Here is a 26,321-nt window from a genome sequence, read left to right on the forward strand (position 1 = left end):
AAGGGCGCCCGATGACCGAACGTCTCAACGCATTCGCGGTCACGCTCGCCCAGCTCAATCCGACCATGGGCGACATCGAGGGCAATGCCGCCAAGGCACGTTCGGCACGCGCGCGCGCGATCGGCGACGGCGCCGATTTCGTGCTGTTTCCGGAATTGTTCATCGCCGGCTATCCGCCGGAAGACCTCGTGCAGAAGCCGTCTTTCCAGGCAGCCTGCCGCGCCGCGGTCGAAGCTCTCGCCCGCGACACCGCCGATGGCGGGCCCGCCATGCTGGTCGGCACGCCCTGGGTCGAGGAGGGCAAGCTGTACAATGCCTGTGCGCTGCTCGACGGCGGCCGCATCGCGAGCCTGCGCTTCAAATGCAATCTGCCGAATTACGGCGTGTTCGACGAGAAGCGGCTGTTTTCGCGCGGGCCCGCCGCGGGCCCGGTGACGGTGCGCGGCGTACGCATCGGCGTGCCGATCTGCGAGGACATCTGGCTGGAAGAGTCCGAGGACTACGAGAACGTGGTCGAGACGCTGGCCGAGACCGGCGCCGAGATCATCCTGGTGCCGAACGGTTCGCCTTACGCCCGCGACAAGAACGACGTGCGCCTGTCGGTCGCGGTGGCGCGCGTCACCGAGAGCGGGCTGCCGCTGGTCTATCTCAACCAGGTCGGCGGCCAGGACGAGCTGGTGTTCGACGGCGCGTCCTTTGCGCTCAACGGTGATCTGTCGCTCGCGGCGCAACTGCCGGCATTTGAAGAAGGCGTCGTCACGCTGCGCTTCACCCGCAACGGCGACGACTGGCGCTGCGCAGGGCCGATCGCTACGCTGCTCGAGGGCGACAAGGCCGATTACGCCGCATGCGTGCTCGGTCTGCGCGACTATGTCGGCAAGAACGGTTTTCCCGGCGTGCTGCTCGGCATCTCCGGCGGCATCGATTCAGCGCTGTGCGCCGCGATCGCGGTCGACGCGCTCGGTGCCGATCAGGTGCACGGCGTGATGCTGCCGTATCGCTACACGGCGGCACACTCGATTGCGGATGCCGGCGAGCTCGCCGGCCATCTCGGCATCCGCTACGAGGTCTTGCCGATCGCGGAAGCCGTGGGCGGGTTCGAGACGATCCTCTCGGGCCTCTTCAAGAATCTCCCGCCAGACATCACCGAGGAGAATCTCCAGGCCCGCACCCGCGGCACGCTCTTGATGGCGATCTCCAACAAGACCGGCCTGATGGTGGTGACGACAGGCAACAAGTCCGAGATGTCGGTCGGCTACGCCACGCTCTATGGCGACATGAACGGCGGCTTCAATCCGATCAAGGACATCTACAAGACGCAGGTGTTCCGGCTGGCAAGGTTGCGCAATAGCTGGAAGCCGGACGACGCGCTCGGGCCTTCAGGCGAGGTGATCCCGCCCGACATCATCACGCGCCCGCCGAGCGCCGAGCTGCGCGAGAACCAGACCGATCAGGATTCTCTGCCGCCTTACGAGGTGCTCGATGCCATCCTGGAGCGTCTTGTCGAGCGCGAAGAGCCGCTGGATCAGATCATCGCCGCCGGCTTCGATCGCGAGATCGTCACCCGGATCGACCATCTGCTCAACGTCGCCGAATACAAGCGCCGCCAGGCCGCGCCCGGCGTGAAGGTCACACCCAGGAATTTCGGCCGCGATCGTCGCTATCCCATCACCAACCGCTTTCGCGACAAGGGCGAGAAGCTGCCGGCGGCGGACGAGACGCTGGTGTCACGCGGCAGTAAGGCCTCGATCGACGCGTTCGAGGGGTGAGTTGATCGGAGCAGGGTGGGAGGCGGCGGCTCGCCGCTGCACCTATTTCTGCTGCTGCGGCAGGAAGGTCGGCCCGACCGAGCGGATCGGCTTGTTCTCGGAGCCTGCAGCGGTGCCCGTATCCGCGGGCGGCGTTGCGGCCGGTGCAGTTGCCGTCGTCGGCGCCGGAGCTGCGCCTTTCCTGGCATTCGCAGGCGTGCCCTTATTGAGCCGCTGCTGCTGCATTTTCTTGGCGCTTTCCTCGGTGACGATGATGTCGCCCTGCTGCTCGGCTGTTGCCTTGTCGTCGGCCGATTTCAGCGCGTCCGCCCAGGTCTGGCCCGCGGCCTTGCAGGAGCAGGACGGGTTGAACTCGCTGCGGAATTTGAAGGCGGTCGGCAGTGCCGTGTAGGGCTGGCCGCTGATCGAAACCGCGGAGTTCATGTCTTCGCCGGGATTGCGATGGGTGTAGAGCACGGCTTCGGCTGCCGGGCAGAGCGCCTTGCAGGTCCTCTCGTCGTCGGGGAAGCGCGCTGGCACGGTCGCAAACGAGACCGGGAAATAGGCGCCGTCGCAGGTGCGCACGCACACGGTGCGGTAGGTGCCGGATTGCGATTGCGGTCCGAGATCGGAGGGCGGCACGCCTTGCGGATTGCCGGCGTTGTTGCCGCCGAACAGATTGCTCAGGAAGTTGCCGCCGCCCTGCTGCTGCGCCGCCGCCGCCGCGTATTGCGGGCCGCAATTGTTCTGCGCCAGCGCCGCCAGCACCGAGCGGCGCTGGTTGTCGCGCTCCGGGCTGAAGCCGCCTTGGCCGCCGCCGCGCAGGCGCTCGAGATTGCCGGTGATCTGGTCCAGATTGGCGCGCATCTGCTGGATCTGGGTGTTCACCGGGCCGCATTGCGCCGACTGGCCGTTGAACAGCGAGAAGAAGCCGGAGGAATCGCAGCCCATGCGCTTGGCCTGCATGGTGACGCGGTCGAGCTCGGCCTGCTGGCGGCTCTGGGACTCCTGGTAGCGGCGGATCTGCTCCTCGCGCGCGGCATCACCGCCGCCGCCGCGGTCCAGTGCCGCGAGCTGTCCCTCCAGTCGCACGCACATCGGATTGGGGCCGAGACCGTTCTGGCCCGCTTGAGGCGGCGGTCCCGGGGGACCCGCCTGCGCAAAAGCGCCGGTGGCGAGCACGACCGTGCTCAGAAGCACGGTGCAGGCAAGGAGGAAGCGGGCACGGGACAGGAGCAAAAATTCAGGCATATCCGCCATTCTAGCGAGGTCACGGCCCGGCATGACTCTGAAGGGCCGAAGCGCGCCCTCCCATAGCCGCTTCCTGCGGCATCGTCACGTCGTTTCGGGGCCGAAGCACCGGGCCTAAGCTACGCCAGCTCCGAGCGAATTCAGCGCTGGCAGGTGATTGCGACATATTCGTCGCAATGGCCATGGGAGCAATTTGTGCCGGATTTGGGGACGGAGCCGGTAATTTCGTCGGGATCGACCCGCCGATAGGCCGAGGCCTGGGCAAAATCTCGTGACTGGCAGTAGGTGCGGGCGGCGGAGGCGCCGCATTTGTCGCCTTTGGCCAGGCACTGGTCATAGCCGTTGGCCTGGTTGGCGATGATGAAGACGCGGCTCTCGGCGAGGGCGCTGGAGGCCGCAAAGACGAAGGCGCTGGAAATGAGCGCGGGCAAAAATCGCATGAAAAAGCACCGGGGGCAAACAGAGGAACCGCCGGTTCCAAAATGGGCTCAAATGGTTAGGGGATTATGAACCATCGTGGCGGGCAGCGCGCCTTGCGGAGATAAAACGGCGTTTGGCGGCTCTCTTGACGCCGGGGCGCCTGATAGCCCATATGTTCCGCATGAACGGTCTCCTCGCCATTTGCGCCATTTGCCGCGAGATTACGAGCTAGCGATTCGCTGGCTGGAGCCGTCTTTTCTCAAACATTGAGAGCCTCGGACGCCCGGCCGCAAGGGATGGGTTGTCATGGAATTGCGTCTTCACGATACGCTGACCCGGGAAAAGCGCCCCTTCGTGCCGCTCGATCCCAACAATGTCCGCATGTATGTCTGCGGACCGACCGTCTATGACTTCGCCCATATCGGCAATGCGCGGCCTGTAATCGTGTTCGACGTGCTGTTTAGGCTGCTGCGCCATCTCTATGGCGAGGCGCATGTCAAATATGTCCGCAACATCACCGACGTCGACGACAAGATCAACGACCGCGCCGCGCGCGATTTCCCCGGCCTGCCGCTGAACGAAGCCATTCGCAAGGTGACCGAGCAGACCGGCAAGCAGTTTCATGCCGACGTCGATGCACTCGGCGCGCTGCGGCCGAGCGTCGAGCCGCGCGCGACCGAGCACATCGCCGAGATGCGCGAGATCATCGAGCGGCTGGTCAAGGGCGGCTTTGCCTATGTCGCCGAGGACCACGTGCTGTTCTCGCCGCAGGCGATGAACGCGGCCAATGACGGGCTGCCGCGCTACGGCGCACTCTCCAACCGCTCGCTCGACGAGATGGTTGCCGGTGCCCGCGTCGACGTCGCGCCCTACAAGAAGGGCAACACCGATTTCGTGCTGTGGAAGCCGTCCAAGCCCGGCGAGCCGTCATGGCCGTCACCGGCGGGCATCAAGGCCGAGGGGCGGCCGGGCTGGCACATCGAGTGCTCGGCCATGGCCTGGAAGCATCTCGGCGAGCATTTCGACATCCATGGCGGCGGCATCGATCTCGTGTTTCCGCATCACGAGAACGAGGTCGCACAGACCTGCTGCGCCTTCCATCAGGAGCGCATGGCGAACTACTGGATGCACAACGGCTTCCTGCAGGTCGAGAGCGAGAAGATGTCGAAGAGCCTCGGCAACTTCATCACGATCCATGAGCTGCTGAAGGATTGGCCGGGCGAGGTGCTGCGTCTGAACATGCTCAAGACGCATTACCGTTCGCCCATCGACTGGACCATGAAGTCGCTGGAGGAGAGCGCCAGGACGCTCGACGACTGGTATCGTGTCGCGGCGGACGTCGAACCCGGCAAGCCGGCCGCGTCCGTCGTCGAGCCGCTGCTCGACGATCTCAACACGTCGCTGGCGATCGCGGCGCTGCACAGCCTGCGCGGCAGCGATGTGCCCGCCCTGGCGGGGTCGTTGCGGCTGCTCGGCTTCCTGGCCGAGAGCGCTACGCAGTGGGAAGGCCGCAAGCAACAGGCGAGCGGCGTCGATGCCGGGGAGGTCGAGCGCCTGATCGCGGAGCGGACGGCCGCGCGCGCTCGCAAGGACTTCAAAGAGTCCGACCGCATCCGTGATCTGCTCGCCGCGATGGGCGTCGCGATCAAGGATTCCAAGGAAGGAACGACGTGGGAGGTCGCGCGATGAAGCGGCCCGACACGCCTTTCCCGCGGCACTGGCTCTATTACATCGCGCTGAAGATCGCGCTGCTCGTGGGCGCCGTAGCGATTGTGCTCAAGCTGTATGGGATGTGGTGAGGACGATGGGACAGACTTTGCCAAAGCCCGGATTGCGGCCGTTCCTGCCGGATGACGTTCCCGTGCTCGCCGCGATCTTCACCGCCAGCATCGAAGAACTGACCGGTGACGATTATAGCGAGGCGCAGCAGCAGGCCTGGATGGAGGCGGCGGAAACCGAAGAGTTCGGCAAGCGGCTTGCGGCTGACCTGACGCTGATCGCGACGCTGGAGGGCTCGCCGGTTGGTTTTGCCTCGCTGCGCGGTGCCGACCACATCCGCATGCTCTATGTGCATCCGGCCGTCAGCGGGCAGGGCATCGCTGCCATGCTGGTCGATGCGCTGGAGAAGCTTGCCGGCGGCCGCGGCGCGCAAAGCCTCACCGTCGATGCCAGCGACACCGCGCAGGGCTTCTTCGCCAAGCGCGGCTACATCGCCCAGCAGCGCAACAGCGTCACCATCAACGACGAATGGCTCGCCAACACCACCATGAAGAAGACGCTCGGAGCCGCGGCATGAGCAAGGAGCGCCTTTTTCTGTTCGACACCACGCTGCGCGATGGCGCGCAGACCAATGGCGTCGATTTCACGCTTCAAGACAAGCAGGTCATCGCCGCGATGCTCGACGACCTCGGCATCGACTATGTGGAAGGCGGCTATCCCGGCGCCAATCCGACCGATACCGAATTTTTCGGCACAAAGCCGGAGTTCAAACACGCGCGCTTTACCGCCTTCGGCATGACGCGCCGGGCAGGGCGCTCGGTCTCGAACGACCCAGGCGTTGCCGGGCTGTTGGAAGCGAAGGCGGATGCGATCTGCTTCGTGGCGAAAGCGTCGGCCTATCAGGTGCGCGTGGCGCTGGAGACGACAAAGGAAGAAAACCTTGCGTCCATCCGCGACAGCGTCGCGGCCGCGAAGGCCGCCGGTCGCGAGGTCATGCTCGACTGCGAGCATTTCTTCGACGGCTACAAGGAAGATTCGGGCTTCGCGCTCGCCTGCGCCAAGGCTGCCTACGATGCCGGCGCGCGCTGGGTGGTGCTGTGCGACACCAATGGCGGCACCATGCCTGACGAGGTCGAGGCCATCGTCACCGAGGTGACAAAGCACATCCCCGGTGATCACGTCGGCATCCACGCCCATAACGACACCGAGCAGGCGGTGGCCAATTCGCTCGCCGCCGTGCGGGCCGGCGCTCGCCAGGTCCAGGGCACTTTGAACGGCCTTGGGGAACGCTGCGGCAACGCCAATCTCTGTTCGCTGGTCCCGACGCTGAAGTTGAAGCAGGGGTTCGCCGATGCTTTCGAGATTGGCGTCACGAGGGAGAAGCTGGCGACCCTTGTCAAAGTCTCGCGTACGCTCGACGACATGCTCAACCGCGTGCCGAACCGGCACGCGGCTTATGTGGGCGAGAGCGCTTTCGTCACCAAGACCGGCATCCATGCGTCCGCGGTGCTCAAGGATCCGCAGACCTATGAGCATGTGCTGCCTGAGCTGGTCGGCAATCACCGCAAGGTGCTGGTGTCCGATCAGGCCGGCCGGTCCAACGTCATCGCCGAACTCGACCGCGCCGGCATTCCCTACGAGAAGAGCGATCCGAAGCTGACGCGCCTGGTCGAGGAGCTGAAGGAGCGCGAGGCGCAAGGCTACGCCTACGAATCCGCCAACGCCTCGTTCGAACTGCTGGCGCGCCGCACGCTCGGCAAGGTGCCGCATTATTTCGAGGTCGAGCAGTTCGACGTCAATGTCGAGCAGCGCTACAACGCGCTCGGCGAGCGCGTCACCGTGGCGCTCGCGGTGGTGAAGGTCGACGTCGCCGGCGAGCACCTGATCTCGGCCGCCGAAGGCAACGGCCCCGTCAACGCGCTCGACGTCGCCATGCGCAAGGACCTTGGCAAATACCAGAAATACATCGAGGGCTTGAAGCTGATCGACTACCGGGTCCGTATCCTCAACGGCGGCACCGGCGCGGTCACGCGCGTCCTGATCGAGAGCGAGGACGAGAACGGCGACAGCTGGACCACGGTCGGCGTGTCCCCGAACATCATCGACGCCTCGTTCCAGGCGCTGATGGATTCGGTGATCTACAAGCTCGTGAAGTCGGGGGCGCCGGCGTAGGACTTTGCTTCGCCCCGGGATGACAGCGGAGGGGAGAGTAACCAATGATCGACCACATTTCCGTCGGCGTCAGCGATCTCGACCGCGCCGCAAGATTTTACGAGGCGACGCTCGCAGCGCTCGGCCTCACGCGCCTCGTCACGCGGCCGCGGACGGTGGGCTTCGGCAAGGCCTATCCGGAGTTCTGGATCAATCTGCGCGAGACCATGCCGCCAGTAGTCCGGGAAAGCGGCGTACACATCTGCCTGCGGGCGAAGACGACGGACGAGGTCGATGCGTTTCATGCCGCAGCTCTCGCGGCGGGCGGGGCCTCCGACGGCGCGCCCGGCATCCGCCCGCACGATCGCGTGCGCTATTACGCAGCCTTCGTCACCGATCCCGACGGCAATCGGATCGAGGCGGTGACGTTTCCGAGCGCGTAGCGAAGCTCACCGTCGCGCGCGCTTTGCCTGCTTCACCAAATGCCGGCGCAGAAAATCAATCGTTCGACGCACCTTGACTGGCAGGAATGCCCGGTTTGGGTAGAGCACGTAGGCCGCGGTATCGAACGTCGTCGCCGTCACCTGCCAATCGGGAAACAGATCGACGAGCCGCTTGCCGACGAGATCCTCGTCGATCAGCCAGTCCGGCAGGAGCGCCGGACCGAGCCCCGCCCGCGCGCAATCGCGCATTGCGAGCGCGTTCGAAAGCAGAAGGTCTCCCTGGACGGCGACCTCGGTGATTTCGCCGCGTCGGTCGCGGAACAGCCAGCGGGATCGGAAATCGGGAAACGTGAACAGAAGGCAAGACATCGCGGACAGATCGGCGGGCCGTCTTGGCCGGGGTTTCCCGCGCAGAAAAGCCGAGCTTGCACAGACCCGGTAACGGGTATCGAACAGCTTGGCGCCGACGAGGTCGCCGCTGAATCCGGGACCGAGACGGATCGCGAGGTCGATTCCCTCGCTGACCAGATCGAGATTGCTGTCCGTCAGGATGAGTTCGAGCTGGAGCTGGGGAAATTCCGCCCTGAATTCGGGCAGCAGCGGCACCAGGCAGCGATTGCCGAATGCGACTGAAGCGGTCGCGCGAAGCCGGCCGCGGGGAATGGTGCCAAGGGCGGTCGCCTCCTCGGCGGCGGCATCGAGCTCCTGCAGAACGAGCTCGGCCCTGCGCACATAGCGTTCGCCAGCCTCGGTCAGCGACATGCTGCGTGTGGTGCGCTGGAAGATGCGAAAGCCAAGCTCCGCTTCGACCTGGGCGATCATCCTTGAGACCGAGGAGGGGTCGACGTCGCGTTGCCGCGCGGCGCCGGCAAAGCTCGCCTGGCGAGCGACCTCGATCACCAATCGAATTGAATCGATGTCCATTCGTGCAAAATAAGCATGAGCGTGGTGCGACGCCAGCCGTTTTTGCCGTGCGGCACCGCGAATAGCGTCCGGGTATCAATTCGACATTCCGGAGAGCCCAATGCCTGTTTTGCTTCGTATCGATTCCAGCGCCCGCCTTCAGGGCTCCGTTTCCCGCGACCTCGGCGACGGATTCGAGGCGGCATGGCGCGCACGTGGGTCGGACTTTCGGGTGACGCGGCGCGATCTCGCCGCCGATCCGGTCCCGCAGATCACGCAGACCACGATCGCCGGTTTCTACACCGCCGCACCGGAGATGACCGCCGAGCTGCGCGCCGCGACCGCTCTGTCGGACATGCTGATTGCCGAGCTCAAATCGGCCGATGAGATCCTGATCACCGCGCCGATGTACAATTTCACGATTCCGGCGGCGCTGAAGGCCTGGATCGACCAGATCGTCCGCATCAACCAGACGTTCTCCTACGACGGCACGAACTTCAAGGGACTGCTGATCGCGCGCCGTGCGACCGTGGCCAGCGCTTACGGTGCCGGCGGCTATCTCGCGGGCGGGCCGTTGGGCGGCGCGGACTTCTGCTTCAACTATCTGAAGTTCGTGCTGGGCTTCCTGGGCGTCGCCGAGATCCAGCAGATCGGTGTCGAGGCCACGACGGGCGATCCTGCCGACCTTGCCCGGCAGGTCGAGCAGGCGAAAGCCGGTATTGCCGCCAAGGCGGCATGACACGCCAAAGCCCGGGCCGCGCGTGATGGACCGCGACGTCGGCGTGAGCCACGTCGCGGGCATCGTCCAGACCGGTCCGGATCGATAGGGGCGCAGCTCTCTAGAGCTTGCGCGCCACTTCCGGCGCGAGATCGCGCTGGCTGTCGGGAATCTGCGCGGCCGCGGCGCGTAGCCGTGGGACGATTTCCTCGACCTTGTCCGCCTTCAGGATATCGACCGAAAGACCGGCGCGGATGAACTCGGTTTGGCGCATGTGGGACACCAGGGAGAACAGCGGCTCCCAGAAATTGTCGATATTGGCGAGCAGCACCGGCTTGGCGTGACGGCCGAGCTGCTGCCAGGTCAGCTGCTCGACCAGCTCCTCCAGCGTGCCGAGCCCACCGGGCAGGGCGACGAAGGCATCAGAGCGCTCGAACATCAGCCGCTTGCGTTCGTGCATGTCTGGTGTGACGACCATCTCCTGCACGCGAGTCAGCGCGTTCTCGCGCATCCGCAGGAAGTCAGGGATGATGCCGGTGACCATGCCGCCGTGATCGAGCACTGAGGTTGCGACCGCCCCCATCAGTCCGAGCGAGCCGCCGCCATAAACGAGGCGGATCTTGTTGTCCGCCAACGATTTGCCGAGCGCCTTCGCCGCCTCGATGAAGTTGGGATTGGTTCCAGGGCCGGAGCCGCAGTAGACACAGACGGTTTTGATCGTGCTCATTGATGCCATGATGCATTGCAGCGAAGAGACGTCAAGCCCTTCAGGTGATTCGGATCGCCCGGAAATCTACCGGTAAATGGCGACAAACAATCGAAGATTCGCCATCTGGCGGGGTGCGCTGACACGGGGAAGGCTCTATATGACAGGCGAAAATCGTAAATCGTGGTGACGCCCGCATCCGGCGGGCTTTCAGGCTTCTTGATGGACCAACCTCAATCGTTCGACGGCGCCGACGTTCCCAATCCTGTCGGCGGCCCGCCTGAGCGGGCCACGCTGATGGGAACGTTGGCCCATCTGTGGCCCTATATCTGGCCGGGCGACCGCTTCGACCTGAAAATGCGCGTGGTGTGGTCGCTGGTGCTGCTGCTCGCCGCCAAGCTGATCACGCTCTCGGTGCCCTTCAGCTTCAAATGGGCGACGGACGCGCTGACCGGGGCCAATTCGGCGCCGGTGCAGGCCGACAATTGGCAGCTTTGGGTGCTCGCCTCGCCGTTGTTGCTGACGGCGAGCTACGGGGTGATGCGCATCCTGATGGCGCTGCTGACGCAATGGCGTGACGGCATCTTCGCCCGCGTCGCCATGCACGCGGTGCGCAAGCTCGCCACCATCACTTTTGTTCATATGCACGAGCTGTCGTTGCGCTTTCATCTCGAACGCAAGACCGGCGGCCTGACGCGCGTGCTCGAGCGCGGCCGCGAGGGCATCGAGGTCATCGTCCGCATGGTGATCCTGCAGCTGATCCCGACCATCGTCGAGGTCTCGCTGCTGATGGCCGTGCTGCTCTGGCAGTTCGACTGGCGCTACGTGGTCGCAACGCTGATCACGGTCACGCTCTACATGTACTACACCTACATTGCGACCGAGTGGCGCATCGGCATCCGCCGCAAAATGAACGATTCCGACACCGAGGCGAACACCAAGGCGATCGACTCGCTGCTCAACTACGAGACCGTGAAATATTTCGGCGCCGAGGCCCGCGAGGCGCAACGCTACGACAAATCGGTCGCGCGCTACGAGGAAGCGAGCATCCAGACGTACACCTCGCTCGCGGTGCTCAACACGGGACAGGCCGTGATCTTCACGCTGGGCCTGACCGCGACCATGCTGATGTGCGCGATCGGCGTGCGCAACGGCACCAACACGGTCGGCGATTTCGTGCTGGTCAACGCCATGATGATCCAGCTCTACCAGCCGCTGAACTTCATGGGCATGGTCTATCGCGAGATCAAGCAGGCGATCATCGACATCGAGAAGATGTTCGGCGTGCTCGGCCGCGAGGCCGAGATCAAGGACGCGCCTGATGCCAGGCCGCTGGTCATCTCCGCCGGCACCGTGCGCTTCGAGGACGTGCGCTTTGCCTATGAGCCGACGCGTCCGATCCTGAAGGGTCTCAGCTTCGAGGTGCCGGCCGGCAAGACGGTCGCCATCGTCGGCCCGTCGGGTGCAGGCAAGTCGACCATCTCGCGCCTGCTGTTCCGCCTCTATGACGTCTCCGGCGGCAAGATCCTGATCGACGGGCAGGACATCCGCAGCGTGACGCAGGATTCGCTGCGCGCCTCGATCGGCATGGTGCCGCAGGACACCGTGCTGTTCAACGACACCATCCGCTACAACATCCGCTACGGCCGTTGGGACGCCAGCGATGCCGAAGTCGAGGAGGCCGCGAGCCTCGCGCAGATCGACCACTTCATACGCATGTCGCCGAAGGGCTACGAGACCCAGGTCGGCGAGCGCGGGCTCAAACTGTCCGGCGGCGAGAAGCAGCGTGTCGCGATCGCGCGCACCGTCTTGAAGGCACCGCCGATCCTGGTGCTGGACGAGGCGACCTCGGCGCTCGACACCCACACCGAGCACGAGATCCAGGGCGCGCTCGAGCGCGTGGCGAAGAACCGCACCTCGCTGGTGATCGCGCACCGGCTCTCGACCATCGTCGGGGCCGACGAGATCATCGTGCTGGATCAGGGCCGCATCGCCGAGCGGGGCACCCACGCCAAGCTGCTCGCGCATGGCGGCCTCTATGCCAGCATGTGGAACAGGCAGCGCGAGGCCGAGGAGGCACGCGAGAAACTGGCCAAGATGGCGGATACCGGCGAGGCGCCCAACCGAGAGCCGCCGCCGGTCAACGACGCCCTGACGGCGCCCGCGGCGGCGGAGTGAGCTTGTCTCCGGTCCCAACTCTGGCCTAAACAGGCCCGCGCGACGATCCGCGCCATTAACCCCGAGCGGCAGATAACGATGTCCATTCTCGATTCGATCCAGCGTCAGATCCCGCCGATCCACAAGGAGGGCTATCCCTTCATCGGCGGCTTTGCGCTGGCAAGCCTGATCCTGTTCTGGCTGTGGTCGCCTCTGGGCTGGATCGGCACGATCCTGACCGTGTGGTGCGCGCTGTTCTTCCGCGATCCCGTGCGCGTGACGCCGGTGCGCGAGGGGCTGGTGGTGTCGCCGGCCGACGGCCGCGTCTCGATGATCACCATGGCGCTGCCGCCGGCCGAGCTGGGCCTCGGCGACCGGCCGCTGCCGCGCATCTCGGTGTTCATGAGCGTATTCAATTGCCACGTGAACCGCGCGCCCGTCGCGGGCAGGGTGGACCGCATCGCTTACCGGCCCGGCCTCTTCATCAATGCCGAGCTCGACAAGGCCAGCGAGGACAACGAGCGCAACTCGCTGGTCATCTCGACGCCGACGGCGCGGATCGGCGTGGTGCAGATCGCAGGTCTCGTCGCCAAGCGCATCGTCTGCTTCGTCAGGGAAGGCCAGGCGATCGGCGCCGGCGAGCGCTTCGGTCTGATCCGCTTCGGCTCGCGGCTTGACGTCTATCTGCCCGTGGGGACCAGGGCGCTGGTCTCGGAAGGGCAGACCGCCATCGCCGGCGAGACGATCTTGGCCGATCTCGCGGGCGAGGACCCCAACCGCGCCTTCCGCGCCAATTAACCAATAGTCGGTCCACGAGGGCCTTCCGCCGCAATGGCGGAGGGGGACGCGGCTTGCTATATCTCGCCTCAAGGTGAGGACGAGCCATGACGCCCTATGACTTCAAATATCCCGATACGCGCCGGCGGCGGTTCCGTCCGATTCCGGTGCGGATGCTGGTGCCGAACGTCATCACGCTGCTGGCGATCTGCGCCGGCCTGACCTCGATCCGCCTGTCGATCGAAGGGCGGATGTCGCTCGCCGTCTACGCCATCGTGTTCGCAGCCGCGCTCGACGGTATCGACGGGCGCATCGCGCGCATGATCAAGGGCCAGTCCAAGTTCGGCGCCGAGCTCGACAGCCTCGCCGACTTCGTCAATTTCGGCGTCGCCCCCGGCCTGATGCTGTATTTCTGGCAGCTGCACGAGCTCGGCAATGCCGGCTGGATCGCCGCCATGGTGTTCGCGATTTCCGGCGGCCTGCGCCTTGCGCGCTTCAACGCCACGATGGACGACCCGAACAAGCCGGCTTTCGCCGCCAATTTCTTCACCGGCGTGCCGGCGCCCGCCGGTGCGATCACCGTGCTGCTCCCCATCTATGTCGCCTTCCTCGATCTCGGGCGCTGGCCCGCAGGGTTGACCGCCGCCTACACGCTGCTGATCGCCTTCCTGATGGTGTCGCGCCTGCCGGTGTTCTCCGGCAAGACCAAGCGCATGCGCGTGCCGCCCGAGCTGGTGCTGCCGGCGTTCGTCGCGGTGATCGTCTTCATCGCGCTCTTGATCGCCTATCCCTGGCATGTGCTGTCGATCGGCACGGTTCTGTATCTTCTCGCCTTGCCGCTCGGCTACAAATCCTATCGCGACCAGGCGCGTGCGTTGGAATCGGCCGGGCCGGCGGACGGCGAGGTCTCGTCACCGCCTTCGGCGCCGACGCTGGCGAATTTGTCGGAGCCGCCCCACGAGGACGACGACCGGCCCGGACGGCTGCACTGAGCGGTTCTCGGGGATATCTGCCATGAAGGCGTGCTGAGTTGGGTTGAGGCCCGATCTCGGCTATATCGCCCTGATGCCGGCGGCATCGCGCAATCAACCGCCGCCAATCTGGGAGAGAACGCCGTGACTGATAAAGCGACCGGGCCGCTGCCCGCTTCCGTGCTCGAAGCGCTGGGCCGCTACGACACGCCGACGATCTGCAACGCCATGGAGATCGTCGCGCCCGAGCGCCGGCTGATCGGCTACACCACCAAGCAACTGGTCTGCCCGTTTCCCGATCTGCCCCCGATCGTCGGCTATGCCCGCACGGTCGCAATTCGCTCGGTGCTGAAGTCGTCGCTTCCGCCCGAAGAGCAGTCCAAGCGCCGCATCGAATATTACGAATATGTCGGCACCGGCCATGGGCCGCGCATCTCGGTGATCCAGGACATCGACGGCCCCGACGTCGGCTACGGCGCGTTCTGGGGCGAGGTGCAGAGCAACGTGCACAAGGCGCTCGGCTGCCTCGGCGTCATCACCGACGGCTCGATCCGCGACATTCCGCAATGGGCGCCGGGCTTCCAGGCCCTGGCCGGCTCGATCGGCCCGTCCCATGCCTGGGTGCATGCGGAAAGCTTTGGCGGCGAGGTGCGCGTTGCCGGCATGACCGTGAGGTCGGACGACTTGATCCATGCCGATCAGCACGGCGCCATCGTCATCCCGCTCGACATCGCCGCAAAGCTGCCCGAGGCCGCCGAACTCTGCGGCCGCCGCGAGACCCCGATCCTGGAGATCGCCCGCAGCCCAGACTTCTCGCTGGAGAAGCTGAAGGCGGCGCTGAAGCGCTCGGCGGAAATTCACTGACGCGACTGAACGGCCTACGGCCGCGACGCCGGCCGTAGGCTGCCTTGTTCCGTCAGAAACAGCGCGGCCTGATCCGGCTCGCCAAACACCGCGGCGGCGCATCCGATCAGGGTGAAGCCGCCGGCGAGGTCCCACAGCGTGAGACCGTCCGCATTGTCGGGGAGATGAATGAGGCGCGCTGCGATCACCGCGAAGGCGGCCTCGGCAAACAGCGCAAGGCTGAAGGCGGGCAGCACGAGCTCCGGCTCGAGCAGGTGGAGCGCCAACACCGCAGGCAGCGCGGTGAGAAGACTGAACAGCGTCAACATGGCGATGGCTCCCGCGATCGGTATGCGGTGCTGCTACATGACACCAAAGGCTCCATGGCCTCGATGTGGCGCAGGGCCGCAGCGGCAGGGCGTCCGGTTGCCGCCGGTATGGTTAGCGAAGTGTTGAAATTCCTATCGCAGGACGGCAATCGGCACGCCTCCAGCGGCGCCTACTGCGCTGTCCGGACTTAACCTTTACGCGGCTTTAAGGGCGGCGCTCTAGGGTTTCCGATGCGGTTCGGGGTTGGGCCGCGCCAGCGGCCAGGACGGCCGTTGTTGCGTACGCGTTGGAGTATCCCATGGATATCATGACGAGCGTCGGGCTCACGGCGGGCATCATCGTCATCACCGCGATGATCTTCATGGGCGGCGACCTGCACATGTTCATCTCCGAACATGCGATGATCATCATCTTCGGCGGCTCGATCTCCGCCACCATGATCCGCTTTCCGCTCTCGGCACTCCTGCACGGCCTTCCGCTCGGCGCCAAGTTCGCCTTCACCATGAGCCGCCTGTCCGCCCACGACCTCGTCGACGAGCTCGCCCGCATCGCCGAGATCGCCCGCAAGCAGGGCCCCGTCGGCCTCGAAAAGGTCGAGACCGACGAGCCGTTCCTCGCCAAGGGCATTCGCTACGTCGCCGACGGGTACGACCTCGACTTCATCCGCGACAATCTCGAGCGCGACCGCGACAACTTCCTCATGCACCTCGACGAAGGCAGCAAGATCTACCGCGCCATCGGCGACTGCGCCCCGGCGTTCGGCATGATCGGCACCCTGATCGGCATGGTGCAGATGTTCGCCAACATGACCGACCCCTCCAAGCTCGGCCCGTTCATGGCGACTGCGCTGCTCGCCACGCTCTACGGCGCGCTGGTCGCGAACCTGTTCTGTCTGCCGATCGCCGACAAGCTGCACGGCAAGCTGCTGGATGAAGAGACCAATCGCACGCTGATCATCGACGGCATCCTGATGATCCGCGACTCCAAGAGCCCGACGCTCGTGCGCGAAATGCTGCTGGCCTACCTGCCGGAGAAGCATCGTCACGCCGAGGGCGAGCCGGTGCCGGCGTAAGACCGCCCGCCGGGATTTTCAGCCATGGCCAAGAAGAAACGCGGGGATGCGCATGGAGGCGGTCACGGCTGGTTCGTGACCTTCGCCGACCTCATGGGCCTGATGATGAGCTTCTTCGTGATGCTCGTCGCGTTCTCGACGCAGGACGCCAACAAGCTGAAGATCGTCGCCGGCTCGATGCGCGATGCCTTCGGCGTGCAGAGCGAAGCGCGCTATGCCGGCATCGTCGAGTCCGACGGTCTGCCGACCCGCCCGCGGCTGAAGAACGTCGACCACATCCAGCCCGAGGATGCCTCCAACACGCCGACGCCGGACCAGGAAGACCGCGACAAGACGTCCGGCGCGAAGATCAAGGTCGACCGCAATTTCGCGCTCGCCGCAGCCTCGCTGCGCCAGGCGCTGCAGGACATGCCGGAGCTGACCGAGATGTCCAAGCACATCATGTTCGAGGAGACCAAGCAGGGGCTCAACCTGGAGATCGTCGACCAGGACGGCCGCTCGATGTTCGCCGACGGCTCCAAGGTGCCCTATGACCGCACCCGCCGCCTGGTCGAGAAGCTCGCTATCCCGCTCAAGGCCACGCCGCTCCGCGTCTCGATCGCCGGCCATACCGCGGCCGGCTTCGTGCCGACCCGCAGCGAATACGGTGCCTTCGACCTGTCGGCGGACCGCGCCAATGCCGTGCGCCAGATCCTCGAACGCGAGGGCCTGCCGCCGTCGCACATCTTCGCCGTCTCCGGCAAGGCGGACACCCAGCCGCTGTTTCCGGACGATCCTTCGCTCGCGGCCAACCGGCGGGTGACCATCACCCTGATGCGCGAGGATCCGCCGCTGCCGCCGAATCTGAAGCCGTGAGCACGATCCGGAGACGGTGAGCACCGGTTTTCCAATAGGCTCCCTTGCGCTACCATCTTACCTGAGGCATGTCGTCGCGCTGACGATAAGCGTGGCTGCGGTGTCACAGCTTCCGGCTCGGCGCCTGCTATGGTGGCGCGCCGATTGACACGCGCGCCGGAAGCGTCAAAAGGCGCCGGATCAATTCCAGGGAAGAAGCGTTTTCCACCTTCATGACGGCGAGCATCACACAGGCCGAGACCCAGGAAGGGCCGGTCACATCAGGTTTTTGGGCCCTTACGCTCGGGAGCATCGGCGTCGTCTTCGGCGATATCGGCACCTCGCCGCTCTACGCATTCCACGAGGCGGTCAAGGGCGCGGCCCATGGCGAGCCGGTCTCGCGGGTCATCGTGCTCGGCGTGCTCTCGCTGATCCTGTGGGCGCTTTTAATCGTCGTCACCGCCAAATACGTTCTGCTGCTGCTCCGCGCGGACAATAACGGGGAGGGTGGCACGCTCTCGCTGATGGCGCTCGGCCAGCGTGCGCTCGGGCGGCGAAGCTGGGTTCTGCTCGCCCTCGGCGTGGTCGGCGCTTCGATGTTCATCGGCGATTCCATGATCACGCCGGCGATCTCGGTGCTATCGGCAGTGGAAGGCCTCAAGCTCGCAACTCCTGCGTTCGAGCACTATGTCGTGCCGCTCACGGTCCTCATTCTGGCGTTGCTGTTCGCGGTCCAGAGCAAGGGGACCGCGCTGGTCGCCTCGGCCTTCGGACCGGTGATGGTGATCTGGTTCACCGTCATCGCCGTGATGGGGGCCGTCCACATCGTCGATGATCCCTCCGTGCTGGCGGCGATCAATCCCTATTACGCGGTGCAGTTCGTGCTGTCGCACGGCACGATCGGCCTCGTGACGCTCGGTGCCGTGTTCCTGGCGGTCACCGGAGGTGAGGCGCTTTACGCCGATCTCGGCCATTTCGGGCGGAAGCCGATCCAGCTCGCCTGGATGTTCTTCGTGCTGCCCGCGCTCTTGATCAACTATTTCGGGCAAGGTGCGCTGGTGCTGTCCGACCCCAGCGCGATCGAGCACTCGTTCTATCGCATGGTGCCCGAGAGTCTGGTGCTGCCGCTCGTCGGGCTTGCGACCGCGGCGACAGTCATCGCGAGCCAGGCGGTCATCACTGGGGCCTATTCGCTGGTCTATCAAGCGGTGCAGCTTGGTCTCCTGCCGCGCTTCGAGGTCCGCTATACCTCCGAGACCCATGCCGGCCAGATCTATCTGCCGCGCGTGAACCGGCTGCTGCTGATCGGTGTGATGCTGCTGGTGCTGCTGTTTCACACCCCGAGCAACCTGGCCTCGGCCTACGGCATCGCAGTCTCCACCACCATGGTTGCCGACGGCATCATGGGCTTCGTCGTGATCTGGAAGCTGTGGAACTGGCGCGCCGCCACCGCTGCTGCCGTGATCGTGCCCTTCGTCGTGGTCGACATCAGCTTTTTTAGCGCCAATCTCCTGAAGCTGCTGGAAGGCGCCTGGGTGCCGCTGCTGTTCGGCGTGGCCATGGCGGGAACGATCTGGACCTGGCGGAAGGGATCCGGGATTCTGATCCAGAAGACGCGCCGGATTGAGGTGCCGCTCGACGACCTGATCCGGAGCCTCGAGAAGCGGCCGCCGCACATCGTCAAGGGAACCGCGGTGTTCCTGACCAGCGATCCCTCGTTCGTCCCCACCGCGCTGCTGCACAATCTCAAGCACAACAAGGTGCTGCACGAGCACAACGTGATCCTGACCATCGAGACCGCCCACACGCCGCGGGTCGATTTGGCGGAGCGCTTCCGCATGGAAAAGGTGAGCGACAAGTTCTCCAAGGTCCGCCTGCGCTTCGGCTTCATGGAGCAGCCGAACGTGCCCAAGGCGCTCGCGATCGCGCGCAAGCAGGGCTGGCAGTTCGACATCATGTCCACGTCATTCTTCGTGTCACGACGGTCGCTGAAGGCCTCGGCGCAGTCGGGCATGCCGCTGTGGCAGGATCATTTGTTCATTGCCCTCAGCCGGTCGGCGAACGATGCCACGGACTATTTCCAGATTCCCACCGGGCGCGTGGTTGAAGTCGGAACCCAAGTCACCATCTAGAACGCAACTGCTGCATCTATGCAAATTTGCATGGCTAAGGCCCGGAATCAGGCTAGGCTATGCCGGCGGCGCAGGACTATAAGCCGCGCGCTCTTCCGCCATTGTGCAGTGAAGCATTTTAGAGGCCACTGGGCTCTCCCATGACAAGTGACGTAGCGATTTCCGCCCCGGAAACGGCGGCGGCCAATGGGCATGGCGATGCCCACACGACCGCTGGTTTCGGTGCGCTGACCCTCGGCAGCATCGGGGTCGTCTATGGCGATATCGGCACCAGCCCGCTCTACGCCTTCCGCGAGGCGGTGATGGCTGCCTCGGGCGCCGAGGGGCTGCCGACGCCGGCCGCGGTGCTCGGCGTGCTCTCGCTGATCCTGTGGGCGCTGATCGTCGTGGTGACGCTCAAATACGTCGTGATCCTGCTCCGGGCCGACAACAATGGCGAGGGCGGCACGCTGGCGCTGATGGCGCTGGCCCAGCGTGCGGTCGGCACTGGGGGCGCCACCATCGTCCTGCTCGGCATTATCTCCGGCGCGCTGTTCTACGGCGATGCCGTGATCACGCCGGCGCTCTCGGTGCTGTCGGCGATCGAGGGCATGAAGGACGTCACGCTGCGGTTCGAGCCCTATATCGTGCCGCTGACGGTGGTGATCCTGGTCTGCCTGTTTGCCGTGCAGTCGCGCGGCACCGCCCGCGTCGCCGCCTTCTTCGGTCCGATCATGTGCGTCTGGTTCGCAGTCATCGCGGCGGCGGCCATCCATCCGATCATCCAGCAGCCCCAGGTGCTGCTGGCCCTGAACCCGCTCTACGCCGTGTCCTTCATGCTCCACCACGGCATCATCGGCTTCGTGACGCTGGGCGCCGTGTTCCTGGCGGTCACGGGTGCGGAGGCGCTCTATGCCGATCTCGGCCATTTCGGCAAACGGCCGATCCAGATCGCCTGGCTTTCGATCGTGCTGCCCTCGCTGGCGCTCAACTATCTGGGGCAGGGCGCGCTCGTGCTCAGCGATCCCGGCGCGATCGTGAGCCCGTTCTTCCAGCTCTTCCCGCAAGGCTTCTTCCGGGGCTGCATGGTCGTGCTCGCCACCATGGCGACGGTCATTGCCAGCCAGGCGGTGATCACCGGCGCCTATTCGCTGACGCGCCAGGCGATCCAGCTCGGCCTGCTGCCGCGCTTCGAAATTCGCCATACGTCTGAAGCCCATTCCGGCCAGATCTTCATCCCCCGTATCAACCAGCTGCTGCTGGTCGCGGTGGTGTTGCTGGTGCTGTTGTTCCGCTCTTCCAGCGCGCTGGCCTCGGCCTACGGCATCTCCGTCACCGGGACCATGGTGGTCACGGCGATGATGGGTTTTGTCGTGATCTGGAAGGGCTGGCAGTGGAAGCCGCTTGCGGCCGCGGCACTGATCGCCCCGTTCCTGTGCCTCGACCTGACCTTCCTCACAGCGAACCTGCTCAAGGTGTTCGAGGGCGGCTGGGTGCCGCTGGCGCTCGGCGCGCTCATGATCATCCTGATGTACACGTGGCGGCGCGGCAGCCGCCTGCTGTTCGAGAAGTCCCGCAAGCTCGAGTTCCCGCTCGCCGACCTCGTGGCGATGCTGGAGAAGCGGCCGCCGCAGCGCGTGCCCGGCACGGCCGTGTTCCTGACCTCGGACCCGCTCAGCGCGCCGACCGCGCTGATGCATAGTCTGAAACACTACAAGGTGCTGCACGAGAAGAACGTCATTCTCACCATCGAGACGGCGCAGACCCCGCGGATCGATCCGGCCGAGCGCGTCAGGCTGGAGCAGATCTCGCCGACCTTCTCCAAGGTGACGCTCAAGTTCGGCTTCATGGAATCGCCCAACGTGCCGAAGGCCCTGGCGATCGCCCGCAAGCTCGGCTGGCAGTTCGACATCATGTCGACTTCGTTCTTCCTGTCGCGGCGGGCGCTGAAGCCTGCCGCGCATTCGGGCATGCCGCGCTGGCAGGACCGGTTGTTCATCTCGCTCAGCCGCTCCGCCAACGACGCCACGGACTATTTCCAGATCCCGAGCGGTCGCGTGGTCGAGGTCGGTACCCAGGTCGCGATCTAGGCAGGCGACCAACGCCGCACTTCAAGTCGCTGCGATTTAGCTTTAACTTGCGCCGCGCGGCTCAAGCCTTTGTAGCGCTTGATTTTCGTCGCCCGAGAGGCGAGGTTGCCGCCGGCCGGGGACGCCCCGGCATGCGACCCCGCGACGTTGGAGGATGATGTGGCAAACCAGGTACAGGATCTGACCCCGGACGAGGTCTCCAAAGGTGTCGCGGAAGGGCGCTATCTGCTGGTCGACGTGCGCGAGCCGAACGAGGTCCAAGCCGAGGCCTATCCTTACGGCGTCGTCGTGCCGCTCTCGACCTTCGATCCCAAGGCGATCCCCGATCCCCAAGGCAAAGAGGTCGTGTTCGCCTGCCGCTCGGGCAAGCGCTCGGTGACAGCTTCGCTCGCTGCCCAGGAGGCGGGCCTGCCTTACGACAAGCATTTGGCCGGCGGCATGCTCGGCTGGAAGGCGGCGGGTCTCCCCAGCAAGGTCGGCGGCTGATCGGGCCCAATGTCCAACTCGATGTCAAAGAGCTCCTCGCTGAACAAGGTCTTCGCCGACCTTCCCGTCACCATCTTCGAGGCGATGTCGCAGGCCGCGCGCGACAACAATGCGATCAATCTCGGCCAGGGTTTTCCTGACGATCCCGGCCCCGAGGACATCCGCCGCGCCGCGGCCGAGGCCTCGCTGAACGGCTACAACCAGTACCCCTCGATGATGGGCCTGCCCGAGCTGCGCCAGGCGATCGCGACCCATTACGGCCATTGGCACGGGCTCAAGCTCGATCCGATGAGCGAGGTGATGGTGACATCGGGCGGCACCGAGGCGCTGACCTCGGCCATCCTCGCGGTGGTCCAGCCCGGCGACGAGGTGGTCTGCTTCCAGCCGGTCTATGATTCCTACTTGCCGATCATCCGCCAGGCCGGCGGCATCCCGCGCCTGGTCCGGCTCGAGCCGCCGCATTGGCGGCTGAATGAGGACATGCTGAAAAGCGTCTTCAATTCAAAGACCAAGGCGGTGTTGTTCAACAATCCCTTGAATCCGTCCGCGGTGGTCTATCCGCGCGAAGACCTCGAGCTGCTGGCGCGCTATTGCCAGGAGTTCGACGTCATCGCGATCTGCGACGAGGTCTGGGAGCACGTCACCTTCGACGAGCACAAGCACATTCCGCTGATCACCCTCCCGGGCATGCGCGAGCGCACCATCAAGGTCGGCTCGGCGGGCAAGATCTTCTCACTGACGGGGTGGAAGATCGGCTTCGTCTGCGCCGCGCCGCCGCTGCTGCGCGTCGCAGCCAAGGTGCACCAGTTCCTGACCTTCACCACCGCGCCGAACCTGCAGGCCGCCGTCGCTTACGGCCTCGGCAAGTCCGACGACTACTTCCTGACCATGCGCAAGGACCTGACGCGGAGCAGGGACCGCCTGACCAAGGGGCTGGAGAGCCTCGGCTTCCCCGTGCTGAAGTCGCAAGGCACCTACTTCCTCACCGTCGACCTGTCGCCGCTCGGGCTCAACGAGAGCGACACCGAGTTCTGCTGGCGGATCGTGAAAGACTACAAGGTTGCGGCGATCCCGGTCTCGGCGTTTTACGAGCAAGACCCGGTGACCTCAGTGGTGCGTTTCTGCTTCGCCAAGAAGGACCAGACGCTGGACACCGCGCTGGAGCGGCTGTCGGACGCGGTGCGCGGACGCAAGAGGTAAGACAGCAATGACGAATGCCAGCCGCCCGGGGTTTCGCCTTGGTCTCGCGTTCGCCGCTGCGTTGACGTTGCTCTCTGCCCCCGTTCGCGCCGAGGAGCGTGTCGTCAACTTCTACAACTGGTCCAACTACATGGCCCCGGATGTCCTGGAGGCCTTCACCAAGGAGACCGGCATCAAGGTGGTCTACGACACCTTCGATGCCAACGAGACGCTGGAGACGCGCCTGATGGCCGGCAAGTCCGGCTACGACGTCGTGGTGCCCACCGCCTACTTCCTGCAACGCCAGATCAAGGCCAACATCTTCCAGAAGCTCGACAAGGCCAAGCTGCCGAACCTTGCCAACGCCTGGCCCATGGTGACCAAGAACCTTGCGACCTACGACCCCGGCAACGTCTACGCCGCGAACTACATGTGGGGCACCACGGGCATCGGCTACAACGTCGCCAAGGTGAAGCAGATCCTTGGGGCCGATGCCAAGATCGACAGCTGGGACATCGTCTTCAAGCCGGAGAACCTCGCCAAGTTCAAGGATTGCGGCGTCCACATGCTCGACTCCGCCGATGACATCTTCCCGGCGGCGCTGAACTATCTCGGGCTCGATCCGAACTCGACCAAGCAGGCGGACCTCGAGAAGGCTGCCGATGTCGTCGCCAAGGTCCGCCCGTCGGTGCGCAAGTTTCACTCGTCCGAATATCTCAGCGCGCTTGCCACCGGCGAAATCTGCTTCGTGGTCGGCTGGTCCGGCGACATCATGCAGGCCCGCGCGCGTGCGGCCGAGGCCAAGAAAGACGACAGCAGCGGGATCGAGATCGGTTATGCCATCCCGAAGGAGGGGGCGCAGATGTTCTTCGACAATCTCGCGATCCCCGCGGACGCCAAGAACGTCAGCGAAGCCTATGAGCTGATCAACTATCTCTACCGCCCGGATGTTGCCGCCAAGAACTCGGACTTTTTGTCATATGCCAACGGCAACCTCGCCAGCCAGAAGCTGGTCGATCCGAAGATCCTGAACGACAGGAACATCTATCCGGATGAGGCGACGCTTTCAAAACTGTTCGTCATCACCGCGCGCGAGCCCGCGACCCAGCGGATCATCAACCGGCTCTGGACCAGGGTGAAGACGGGAAGGTAGAGGGCTGCCACGGGCTCCTGCCGTGACGGCAGCTACCGCCACCTGCGATGCAGCCACAACCACTGCTCAGGATGCTCGCGCACCCAGCTTTCCACCACGTTCGTGACGGCCTGGGTCGTGCCCTGGATGTCGATCTTGCCCTCGGCATCGCGCACCGGCTGCACTTCTTCGGTCAGCTCTGCGGCGAAGCGGCCGCCGGGCTTGCGGATGATGCGCACGCCGTGGATCGGGCATTCGACCTGGCGCAGCAGGCGCGCCAGCATCGGATTGGCGCGGGTCTTGCGGCCGAAGAAGGTAACCTCGACGCCGCCGGTCAGATACTGGTCGATCAGCATCGCGACGTGCTTGCCGTCCCTCAGCGCCTGCGCGAGCCGCAATGGCGCGTCGCGGCCTGCGGGGATCAGGGTGCCCATGTTGACCTGGCGCATCTCCTGGATGATGCGGTCGGCGGAGGCGATGTTGGGGCGGCGGTAGAGGATTGCAGTGTCCAGCCCATGCGCGACCGCGGCGAGCGCCGGCAGTTCCCAATTGGCGAGGTGCGCGGCGAAGATCAGCGCCGGCTTGCCGTCGTCGCGGATGCGGTCGAACCGTTCGATGCTGGGCTGGGGCAGCTCGATCCGGCTGTTTTCCGGATGGGCGCGGTCGTAATCCCAGACGTGGTCCATGTGAGCGAATTCGGCGCCGACGCGGCCGAGATTGTCCCACACGCCCATCAGGATCTGTTCGATCTCCTCCGGCGATTTCTCGGGAAAGGCGGCAGTGAGGTTGGCACGGCCGATGCGGTGCTCGCGCAGGCGCGGGCCGATCGTTTTCACGACGCGTGCGAAAAAGTCCGAGGTCTTGACCGGATCGAAATAGCGCGTGGTGCGCAGCATGCCGACCGTGGCAGCTCCGATCAGGCTGCCGCTGAGCGATTTGGCTGCATTCCGCGCGCGAATCTTCGTGCTGATAGGAATCAGCGCCATGCTACGTCCGGTCAGGCCGGTTCGCGGGTCAGGATCAGCGAGGCGTTCTGGCCGCCGAAGCCGAACGAGTTCGACATGACGGCGGTGACACGGGCGTCACGCGCCTTGTTGCCGACCACGTTGAACAGGATCGTGGGATCCGGGGTCTCGTAATTGATCGTCGGCGGGATACGCTGATGCTCGAGCGTGAGCAGCGAGAAGATCGCCTCGACCGCGCCGGCCGCGGAGATGGTGTGGCCGACCATCGACTTGTTGGAGGTGACCGGAATCTTCTGCGCGAGCTCGCCGAACACGGCCGATGTCGTGTTGAACTCCATCTTGTCGTTCTCGGGCGTCGCGGTGCCGTGCGCGTTGATGTGGTCGATCTGGTCCGGCGTCATGCCGGCATCGGCCAGCGTCTTGTTCATGCAGCCGATGATCGGCTTGCCGTCGGGCGAGGAGCGGGTGCGATGGAAGGAATCGGTGAGCTCGCCGCAGCCGGCGATCACGCCGAGGATCTTTGCGCCGCGCGCGGTGGCCGCTTCATAGCTTTCCAGCACGAGCGCGCCGGCGCCTTCGGCCATGACGAAGCCGTCGCGGTTCTTGGAGAATGGGCGGGAGGCCGCCTGCGGCGGATCGTTCTGGGTCGACAGCGCCGAGAGCAGCGAGAAGCGCACCAGCGCCTCCGGATTCACCGTGCCGTCGGTCGCGACGCACAGCGCCGCATCGGTCTCGCCGCGGCGGATCGCTTCGACGCCGAGTTGGATCGAGGTGGCTCCGGACGCGCAGGCGGTCGACAGCGAGATCGGCGAGCCCTTGGTGCCGAAGGTCTCGGCGAGGTGGGCGGCGACCGAGCCGAACATGAAACGGTGATGATAGGCGCTGTACTTGCCGCCGCCGGAGATGCGCAAGAGATCGTCATAGGTGAAGTCGGGCGCACCGACCGCGCGGCCGAGCTCGCGGCGCTGCGGCCATTCCACCTCGACCGGCGCGACCGCCAGGAACAGGGGACCCGGGAAATCGGCCTTGGCGCCGATGCCGGCCTGCTCGAGCGCTTCCTCCGTTACCAATTCAGCCATCCGCTCGGAAAGACCGGTGGAGGAGAACGGATCGACGCTGACGAAATCGACCGTGCCGGCCATCGTGGTCTTCAGGCCGTCGACCGGGAAGCGGGTGATGGTGCGGATGCCGGATTCGCCGGCGACGAGCTTGGCCCAATTGTCGGCCTTGCCGGCACCGAGCGAGGTCATGATGCCCATGCCGGTGACGACGACGACGGGACGCCCGAGTTTGTCGCGTGGTGCAGTCATGTCGA

24 protein-coding genes are annotated in these 26,321 nt (G+C 65.1%); 17 read left to right on the forward strand and 7 right to left on the reverse strand.

Translation table 11 applies throughout. From position 1 onward, the window contains the following. The first annotated feature begins 11 nt into the window (after positions 1–11). Positions 12–1,769: an NAD+ synthase gene (locus tag ML401_RS13210; protein WP_285812185.1), complete on the forward strand. Its 1,758-nt coding sequence runs from the start codon at positions 12–14 to the stop codon at positions 1,767–1,769. Positions 1,770–1,811: 42 nt separating this feature from the next. Here the strand turns inward: ML401_RS13210 and ML401_RS13215 are convergent, their stop codons facing one another. Together ML401_RS13215 and ML401_RS13220 are read right to left on the reverse strand one after the other, a co-directional pair. Then, positions 1,812–3,008, reverse strand: a complete 1,197-nt coding sequence (locus ML401_RS13215) for a DUF2865 domain-containing protein (RefSeq protein WP_259205684.1) — start codon at positions 3,006–3,008, stop codon at positions 1,812–1,814. A 131-nt stretch (positions 3,009–3,139) separates the two neighbouring features. Next, the gene (locus tag ML401_RS13220; RefSeq protein WP_211418185.1) at positions 3,140–3,439 is read right to left on the reverse strand and encodes a hypothetical protein; all 300 of its coding nucleotides are present in this window, start codon (positions 3,437–3,439) and stop codon (positions 3,140–3,142) included. A gap of 286 nt (positions 3,440–3,725) precedes the next feature. On the opposite strand from ML401_RS13220, the gene cysS reads away from it, so the two are divergent. The 4 genes from cysS (at position 3,726) to ML401_RS13240 (ending at position 7,732) form a co-directional block, all read left to right on the forward strand. After that, positions 3,726–5,108, forward strand: a complete 1,383-nt coding sequence (gene cysS / locus ML401_RS13225) for a cysteine--tRNA ligase (RefSeq protein ID WP_259205687.1) — start codon at positions 3,726–3,728, stop codon at positions 5,106–5,108. 115 nt (positions 5,109–5,223) lie between these two features. Beyond that, positions 5,224–5,715, forward strand: coding sequence for a GNAT family N-acetyltransferase (locus ML401_RS13230; protein WP_211418183.1), 492 nt, complete (start codon positions 5,224–5,226; stop codon positions 5,713–5,715). Beyond that, positions 5,712–7,310, forward strand: coding sequence for a citramalate synthase (gene cimA, locus ML401_RS13235; RefSeq protein WP_285812186.1), 1,599 nt, complete (start codon positions 5,712–5,714; stop codon positions 7,308–7,310). Before ML401_RS13230 ends, cimA begins: the two co-directional genes overlap by 4 nt. A gap of 44 nt (positions 7,311–7,354) precedes the next feature. Then, complete coding sequence (locus ML401_RS13240; RefSeq protein ID WP_211418181.1) at positions 7,355–7,732, forward strand: VOC family protein; 378 nt, start codon at positions 7,355–7,357, stop codon at positions 7,730–7,732. Positions 7,733–7,738: 6 nt separating this feature from the next. Here ML401_RS13240 and ML401_RS13245 read toward each other — a convergent pair whose 3' ends face one another. Then, on the reverse strand, positions 7,739–8,656 hold the full coding sequence (locus tag ML401_RS13245) for a LysR family transcriptional regulator (protein ID WP_285812187.1): 918 nt from the start codon (positions 8,654–8,656) through the stop codon (positions 7,739–7,741). A gap of 100 nt (positions 8,657–8,756) precedes the next feature. Here ML401_RS13245 and ML401_RS13250 point away from each other — a divergent pair, with 100 nt between their 5' ends. Next, the gene (locus ML401_RS13250) at positions 8,757–9,374 is read left to right on the forward strand and encodes an FMN-dependent NADH-azoreductase (RefSeq protein WP_285812188.1); all 618 of its coding nucleotides are present in this window, start codon (positions 8,757–8,759) and stop codon (positions 9,372–9,374) included. A 100-nt stretch (positions 9,375–9,474) separates the two neighbouring features. On the opposite strand, the gene ML401_RS13255 is transcribed toward ML401_RS13250, so the two are convergent. After that, positions 9,475–10,080 (reverse strand): TIGR00730 family Rossman fold protein, encoded by a 606-nt coding sequence (locus ML401_RS13255; protein ID WP_194407462.1) that lies wholly within the window; start codon positions 10,078–10,080, stop codon positions 9,475–9,477. A 201-nt stretch (positions 10,081–10,281) separates the two neighbouring features. Between ML401_RS13255 and ML401_RS13260 the strand changes: the two genes are divergently transcribed. The 4 genes from ML401_RS13260 to ML401_RS13275 all read left to right on the forward strand — a co-directional run bounded on the left by ML401_RS13260 (position 10,282) and on the right by ML401_RS13275 (position 14,828). After that, positions 10,282–12,237, forward strand: coding sequence for an ABC transporter ATP-binding protein/permease (locus tag ML401_RS13260; protein ID WP_212066789.1), 1,956 nt, complete (start codon positions 10,282–10,284; stop codon positions 12,235–12,237). Positions 12,238–12,315: 78 nt separating this feature from the next. After that, a complete protein-coding gene (locus ML401_RS13265) occupies positions 12,316–13,014 on the forward strand; it encodes a phosphatidylserine decarboxylase (RefSeq protein ID WP_212066787.1) in 699 nt (232 codons plus the stop codon). An 86-nt stretch (positions 13,015–13,100) separates the two neighbouring features. Then, entirely contained in the window at positions 13,101–13,985 is an 885-nt protein-coding gene (locus tag ML401_RS13270) for a phosphatidylcholine/phosphatidylserine synthase (protein ID WP_211418178.1), read from the forward strand. Between the two features lie 123 nt (positions 13,986–14,108). Then, positions 14,109–14,828 (forward strand): RraA family protein, encoded by a 720-nt coding sequence (locus ML401_RS13275; RefSeq protein WP_194407466.1) that lies wholly within the window; start codon positions 14,109–14,111, stop codon positions 14,826–14,828. Positions 14,829–14,842: 14 nt separating this feature from the next. Here ML401_RS13275 and ML401_RS13280 read toward each other — a convergent pair whose 3' ends face one another. Next, positions 14,843–15,136 (reverse strand): hypothetical protein, encoded by a 294-nt coding sequence (locus ML401_RS13280; protein WP_285812189.1) that lies wholly within the window; start codon positions 15,134–15,136, stop codon positions 14,843–14,845. Between the two features lie 299 nt (positions 15,137–15,435). Between ML401_RS13280 and ML401_RS13285 the strand changes: the two genes are divergently transcribed. The 7 genes from ML401_RS13285 to ML401_RS13315 all read left to right on the forward strand — a co-directional run bounded on the left by ML401_RS13285 (position 15,436) and on the right by ML401_RS13315 (position 24,062). Next, entirely contained in the window at positions 15,436–16,209 is a 774-nt protein-coding gene (locus tag ML401_RS13285; RefSeq protein WP_063195489.1) for a motility protein A, read from the forward strand. Positions 16,210–16,233: 24 nt separating this feature from the next. Continuing rightward, positions 16,234–17,064: a flagellar motor protein MotB gene (locus ML401_RS13290; RefSeq protein ID WP_194407468.1), complete on the forward strand. Its 831-nt coding sequence runs from the start codon at positions 16,234–16,236 to the stop codon at positions 17,062–17,064. A gap of 212 nt (positions 17,065–17,276) precedes the next feature. Next, positions 17,277–19,175 (forward strand): potassium transporter Kup, encoded by a 1,899-nt coding sequence (locus tag ML401_RS13295; RefSeq protein ID WP_194407469.1) that lies wholly within the window; start codon positions 17,277–17,279, stop codon positions 19,173–19,175. A 140-nt stretch (positions 19,176–19,315) separates the two neighbouring features. Next, complete coding sequence (locus tag ML401_RS13300; RefSeq protein WP_194407470.1) at positions 19,316–21,244, forward strand: potassium transporter Kup; 1,929 nt, start codon at positions 19,316–19,318, stop codon at positions 21,242–21,244. 159 nt (positions 21,245–21,403) lie between these two features. Next, entirely contained in the window at positions 21,404–21,730 is a 327-nt protein-coding gene (locus ML401_RS13305; RefSeq protein ID WP_194407471.1) for a rhodanese-like domain-containing protein, read from the forward strand. A 21-nt stretch (positions 21,731–21,751) separates the two neighbouring features. Next, positions 21,752–22,930: an aminotransferase gene (locus ML401_RS13310; protein WP_212067188.1), complete on the forward strand. Its 1,179-nt coding sequence runs from the start codon at positions 21,752–21,754 to the stop codon at positions 22,928–22,930. A gap of 7 nt (positions 22,931–22,937) precedes the next feature. After that, a complete protein-coding gene (locus ML401_RS13315; protein WP_285812190.1) occupies positions 22,938–24,062 on the forward strand; it encodes a polyamine ABC transporter substrate-binding protein in 1,125 nt (374 codons plus the stop codon). Between the two features lie 32 nt (positions 24,063–24,094). Here ML401_RS13315 and ML401_RS13320 read toward each other — a convergent pair whose 3' ends face one another. After that, entirely contained in the window at positions 24,095–25,027 is a 933-nt protein-coding gene (locus ML401_RS13320; RefSeq protein ID WP_212066777.1) for a lipid A biosynthesis lauroyl acyltransferase, read from the reverse strand. An 11-nt stretch (positions 25,028–25,038) separates the two neighbouring features. Beyond that, the gene (locus ML401_RS13325; RefSeq protein ID WP_194407474.1) at positions 25,039–26,316 is read right to left on the reverse strand and encodes a beta-ketoacyl-ACP synthase; all 1,278 of its coding nucleotides are present in this window, start codon (positions 26,314–26,316) and stop codon (positions 25,039–25,041) included. Positions 26,317–26,321: the final 5 nt, after the last annotated feature.

It is taken from the genome of Bradyrhizobium sp. 62B (assembly GCF_030272265.2).
Taxonomy (GTDB): domain Bacteria; phylum Pseudomonadota; class Alphaproteobacteria; order Rhizobiales; family Xanthobacteraceae; genus Bradyrhizobium.

Excerpts from the sequence above, each read along its gene's own strand:
- ML401_RS13325 (WP_194407474.1), bottom strand. The coding sequence starts at position 26,316 with ATGACTGCACCACGCGACAAACTCGGGCGTCCCGTCGTCGTCGTCACC.
- ML401_RS13265 (WP_212066787.1), top strand. The coding sequence starts at position 12,316 with ATGTCCATTCTCGATTCGATCCAGCGTCAGATCCCGCCGATCCACAAG.
- ML401_RS13295 (WP_194407469.1), top strand. The coding sequence starts at position 17,277 with ATGACGGCGAGCATCACACAGGCCGAGACCCAGGAAGGGCCGGTCACA.
- ML401_RS13210 (WP_285812185.1), top strand. The coding sequence starts at position 12 with ATGACCGAACGTCTCAACGCATTCGCGGTCACGCTCGCCCAGCTCAAT.
- ML401_RS13290 (WP_194407468.1), top strand. The coding sequence starts at position 16,234 with ATGGCCAAGAAGAAACGCGGGGATGCGCATGGAGGCGGTCACGGCTGG.
- ML401_RS13250 (WP_285812188.1), top strand. The coding sequence starts at position 8,757 with ATGCCTGTTTTGCTTCGTATCGATTCCAGCGCCCGCCTTCAGGGCTCC.
- ML401_RS13230 (WP_211418183.1), top strand. The coding sequence starts at position 5,224 with ATGGGACAGACTTTGCCAAAGCCCGGATTGCGGCCGTTCCTGCCGGAT.
- ML401_RS13315 (WP_285812190.1), top strand. The coding sequence starts at position 22,938 with ATGACGAATGCCAGCCGCCCGGGGTTTCGCCTTGGTCTCGCGTTCGCC.
- ML401_RS13270 (WP_211418178.1), top strand. The coding sequence starts at position 13,101 with ATGACGCCCTATGACTTCAAATATCCCGATACGCGCCGGCGGCGGTTC.
- ML401_RS13220 (WP_211418185.1), bottom strand. The coding sequence starts at position 3,439 with ATGCGATTTTTGCCCGCGCTCATTTCCAGCGCCTTCGTCTTTGCGGCC.
- cimA (WP_285812186.1), top strand. The coding sequence starts at position 5,712 with ATGAGCAAGGAGCGCCTTTTTCTGTTCGACACCACGCTGCGCGATGGC.
- ML401_RS13320 (WP_212066777.1), bottom strand. The coding sequence starts at position 25,027 with ATGGCGCTGATTCCTATCAGCACGAAGATTCGCGCGCGGAATGCAGCC.
- ML401_RS13285 (WP_063195489.1), top strand. The coding sequence starts at position 15,436 with ATGGATATCATGACGAGCGTCGGGCTCACGGCGGGCATCATCGTCATC.
- ML401_RS13260 (WP_212066789.1), top strand. The coding sequence starts at position 10,282 with ATGGACCAACCTCAATCGTTCGACGGCGCCGACGTTCCCAATCCTGTC.
- ML401_RS13310 (WP_212067188.1), top strand. The coding sequence starts at position 21,752 with ATGTCAAAGAGCTCCTCGCTGAACAAGGTCTTCGCCGACCTTCCCGTC.
- ML401_RS13215 (WP_259205684.1), bottom strand. The coding sequence starts at position 3,008 with ATGGCGGATATGCCTGAATTTTTGCTCCTGTCCCGTGCCCGCTTCCTC.
- ML401_RS13280 (WP_285812189.1), bottom strand. The coding sequence starts at position 15,136 with ATGTTGACGCTGTTCAGTCTTCTCACCGCGCTGCCTGCGGTGTTGGCG.
- ML401_RS13255 (WP_194407462.1), bottom strand. The coding sequence starts at position 10,080 with ATGAGCACGATCAAAACCGTCTGTGTCTACTGCGGCTCCGGCCCTGGA.
- cysS (WP_259205687.1), top strand. The coding sequence starts at position 3,726 with ATGGAATTGCGTCTTCACGATACGCTGACCCGGGAAAAGCGCCCCTTC.
- ML401_RS13300 (WP_194407470.1), top strand. The coding sequence starts at position 19,316 with ATGACAAGTGACGTAGCGATTTCCGCCCCGGAAACGGCGGCGGCCAAT.
- ML401_RS13245 (WP_285812187.1), bottom strand. The coding sequence starts at position 8,656 with ATGGACATCGATTCAATTCGATTGGTGATCGAGGTCGCTCGCCAGGCG.
- ML401_RS13240 (WP_211418181.1), top strand. The coding sequence starts at position 7,355 with ATGATCGACCACATTTCCGTCGGCGTCAGCGATCTCGACCGCGCCGCA.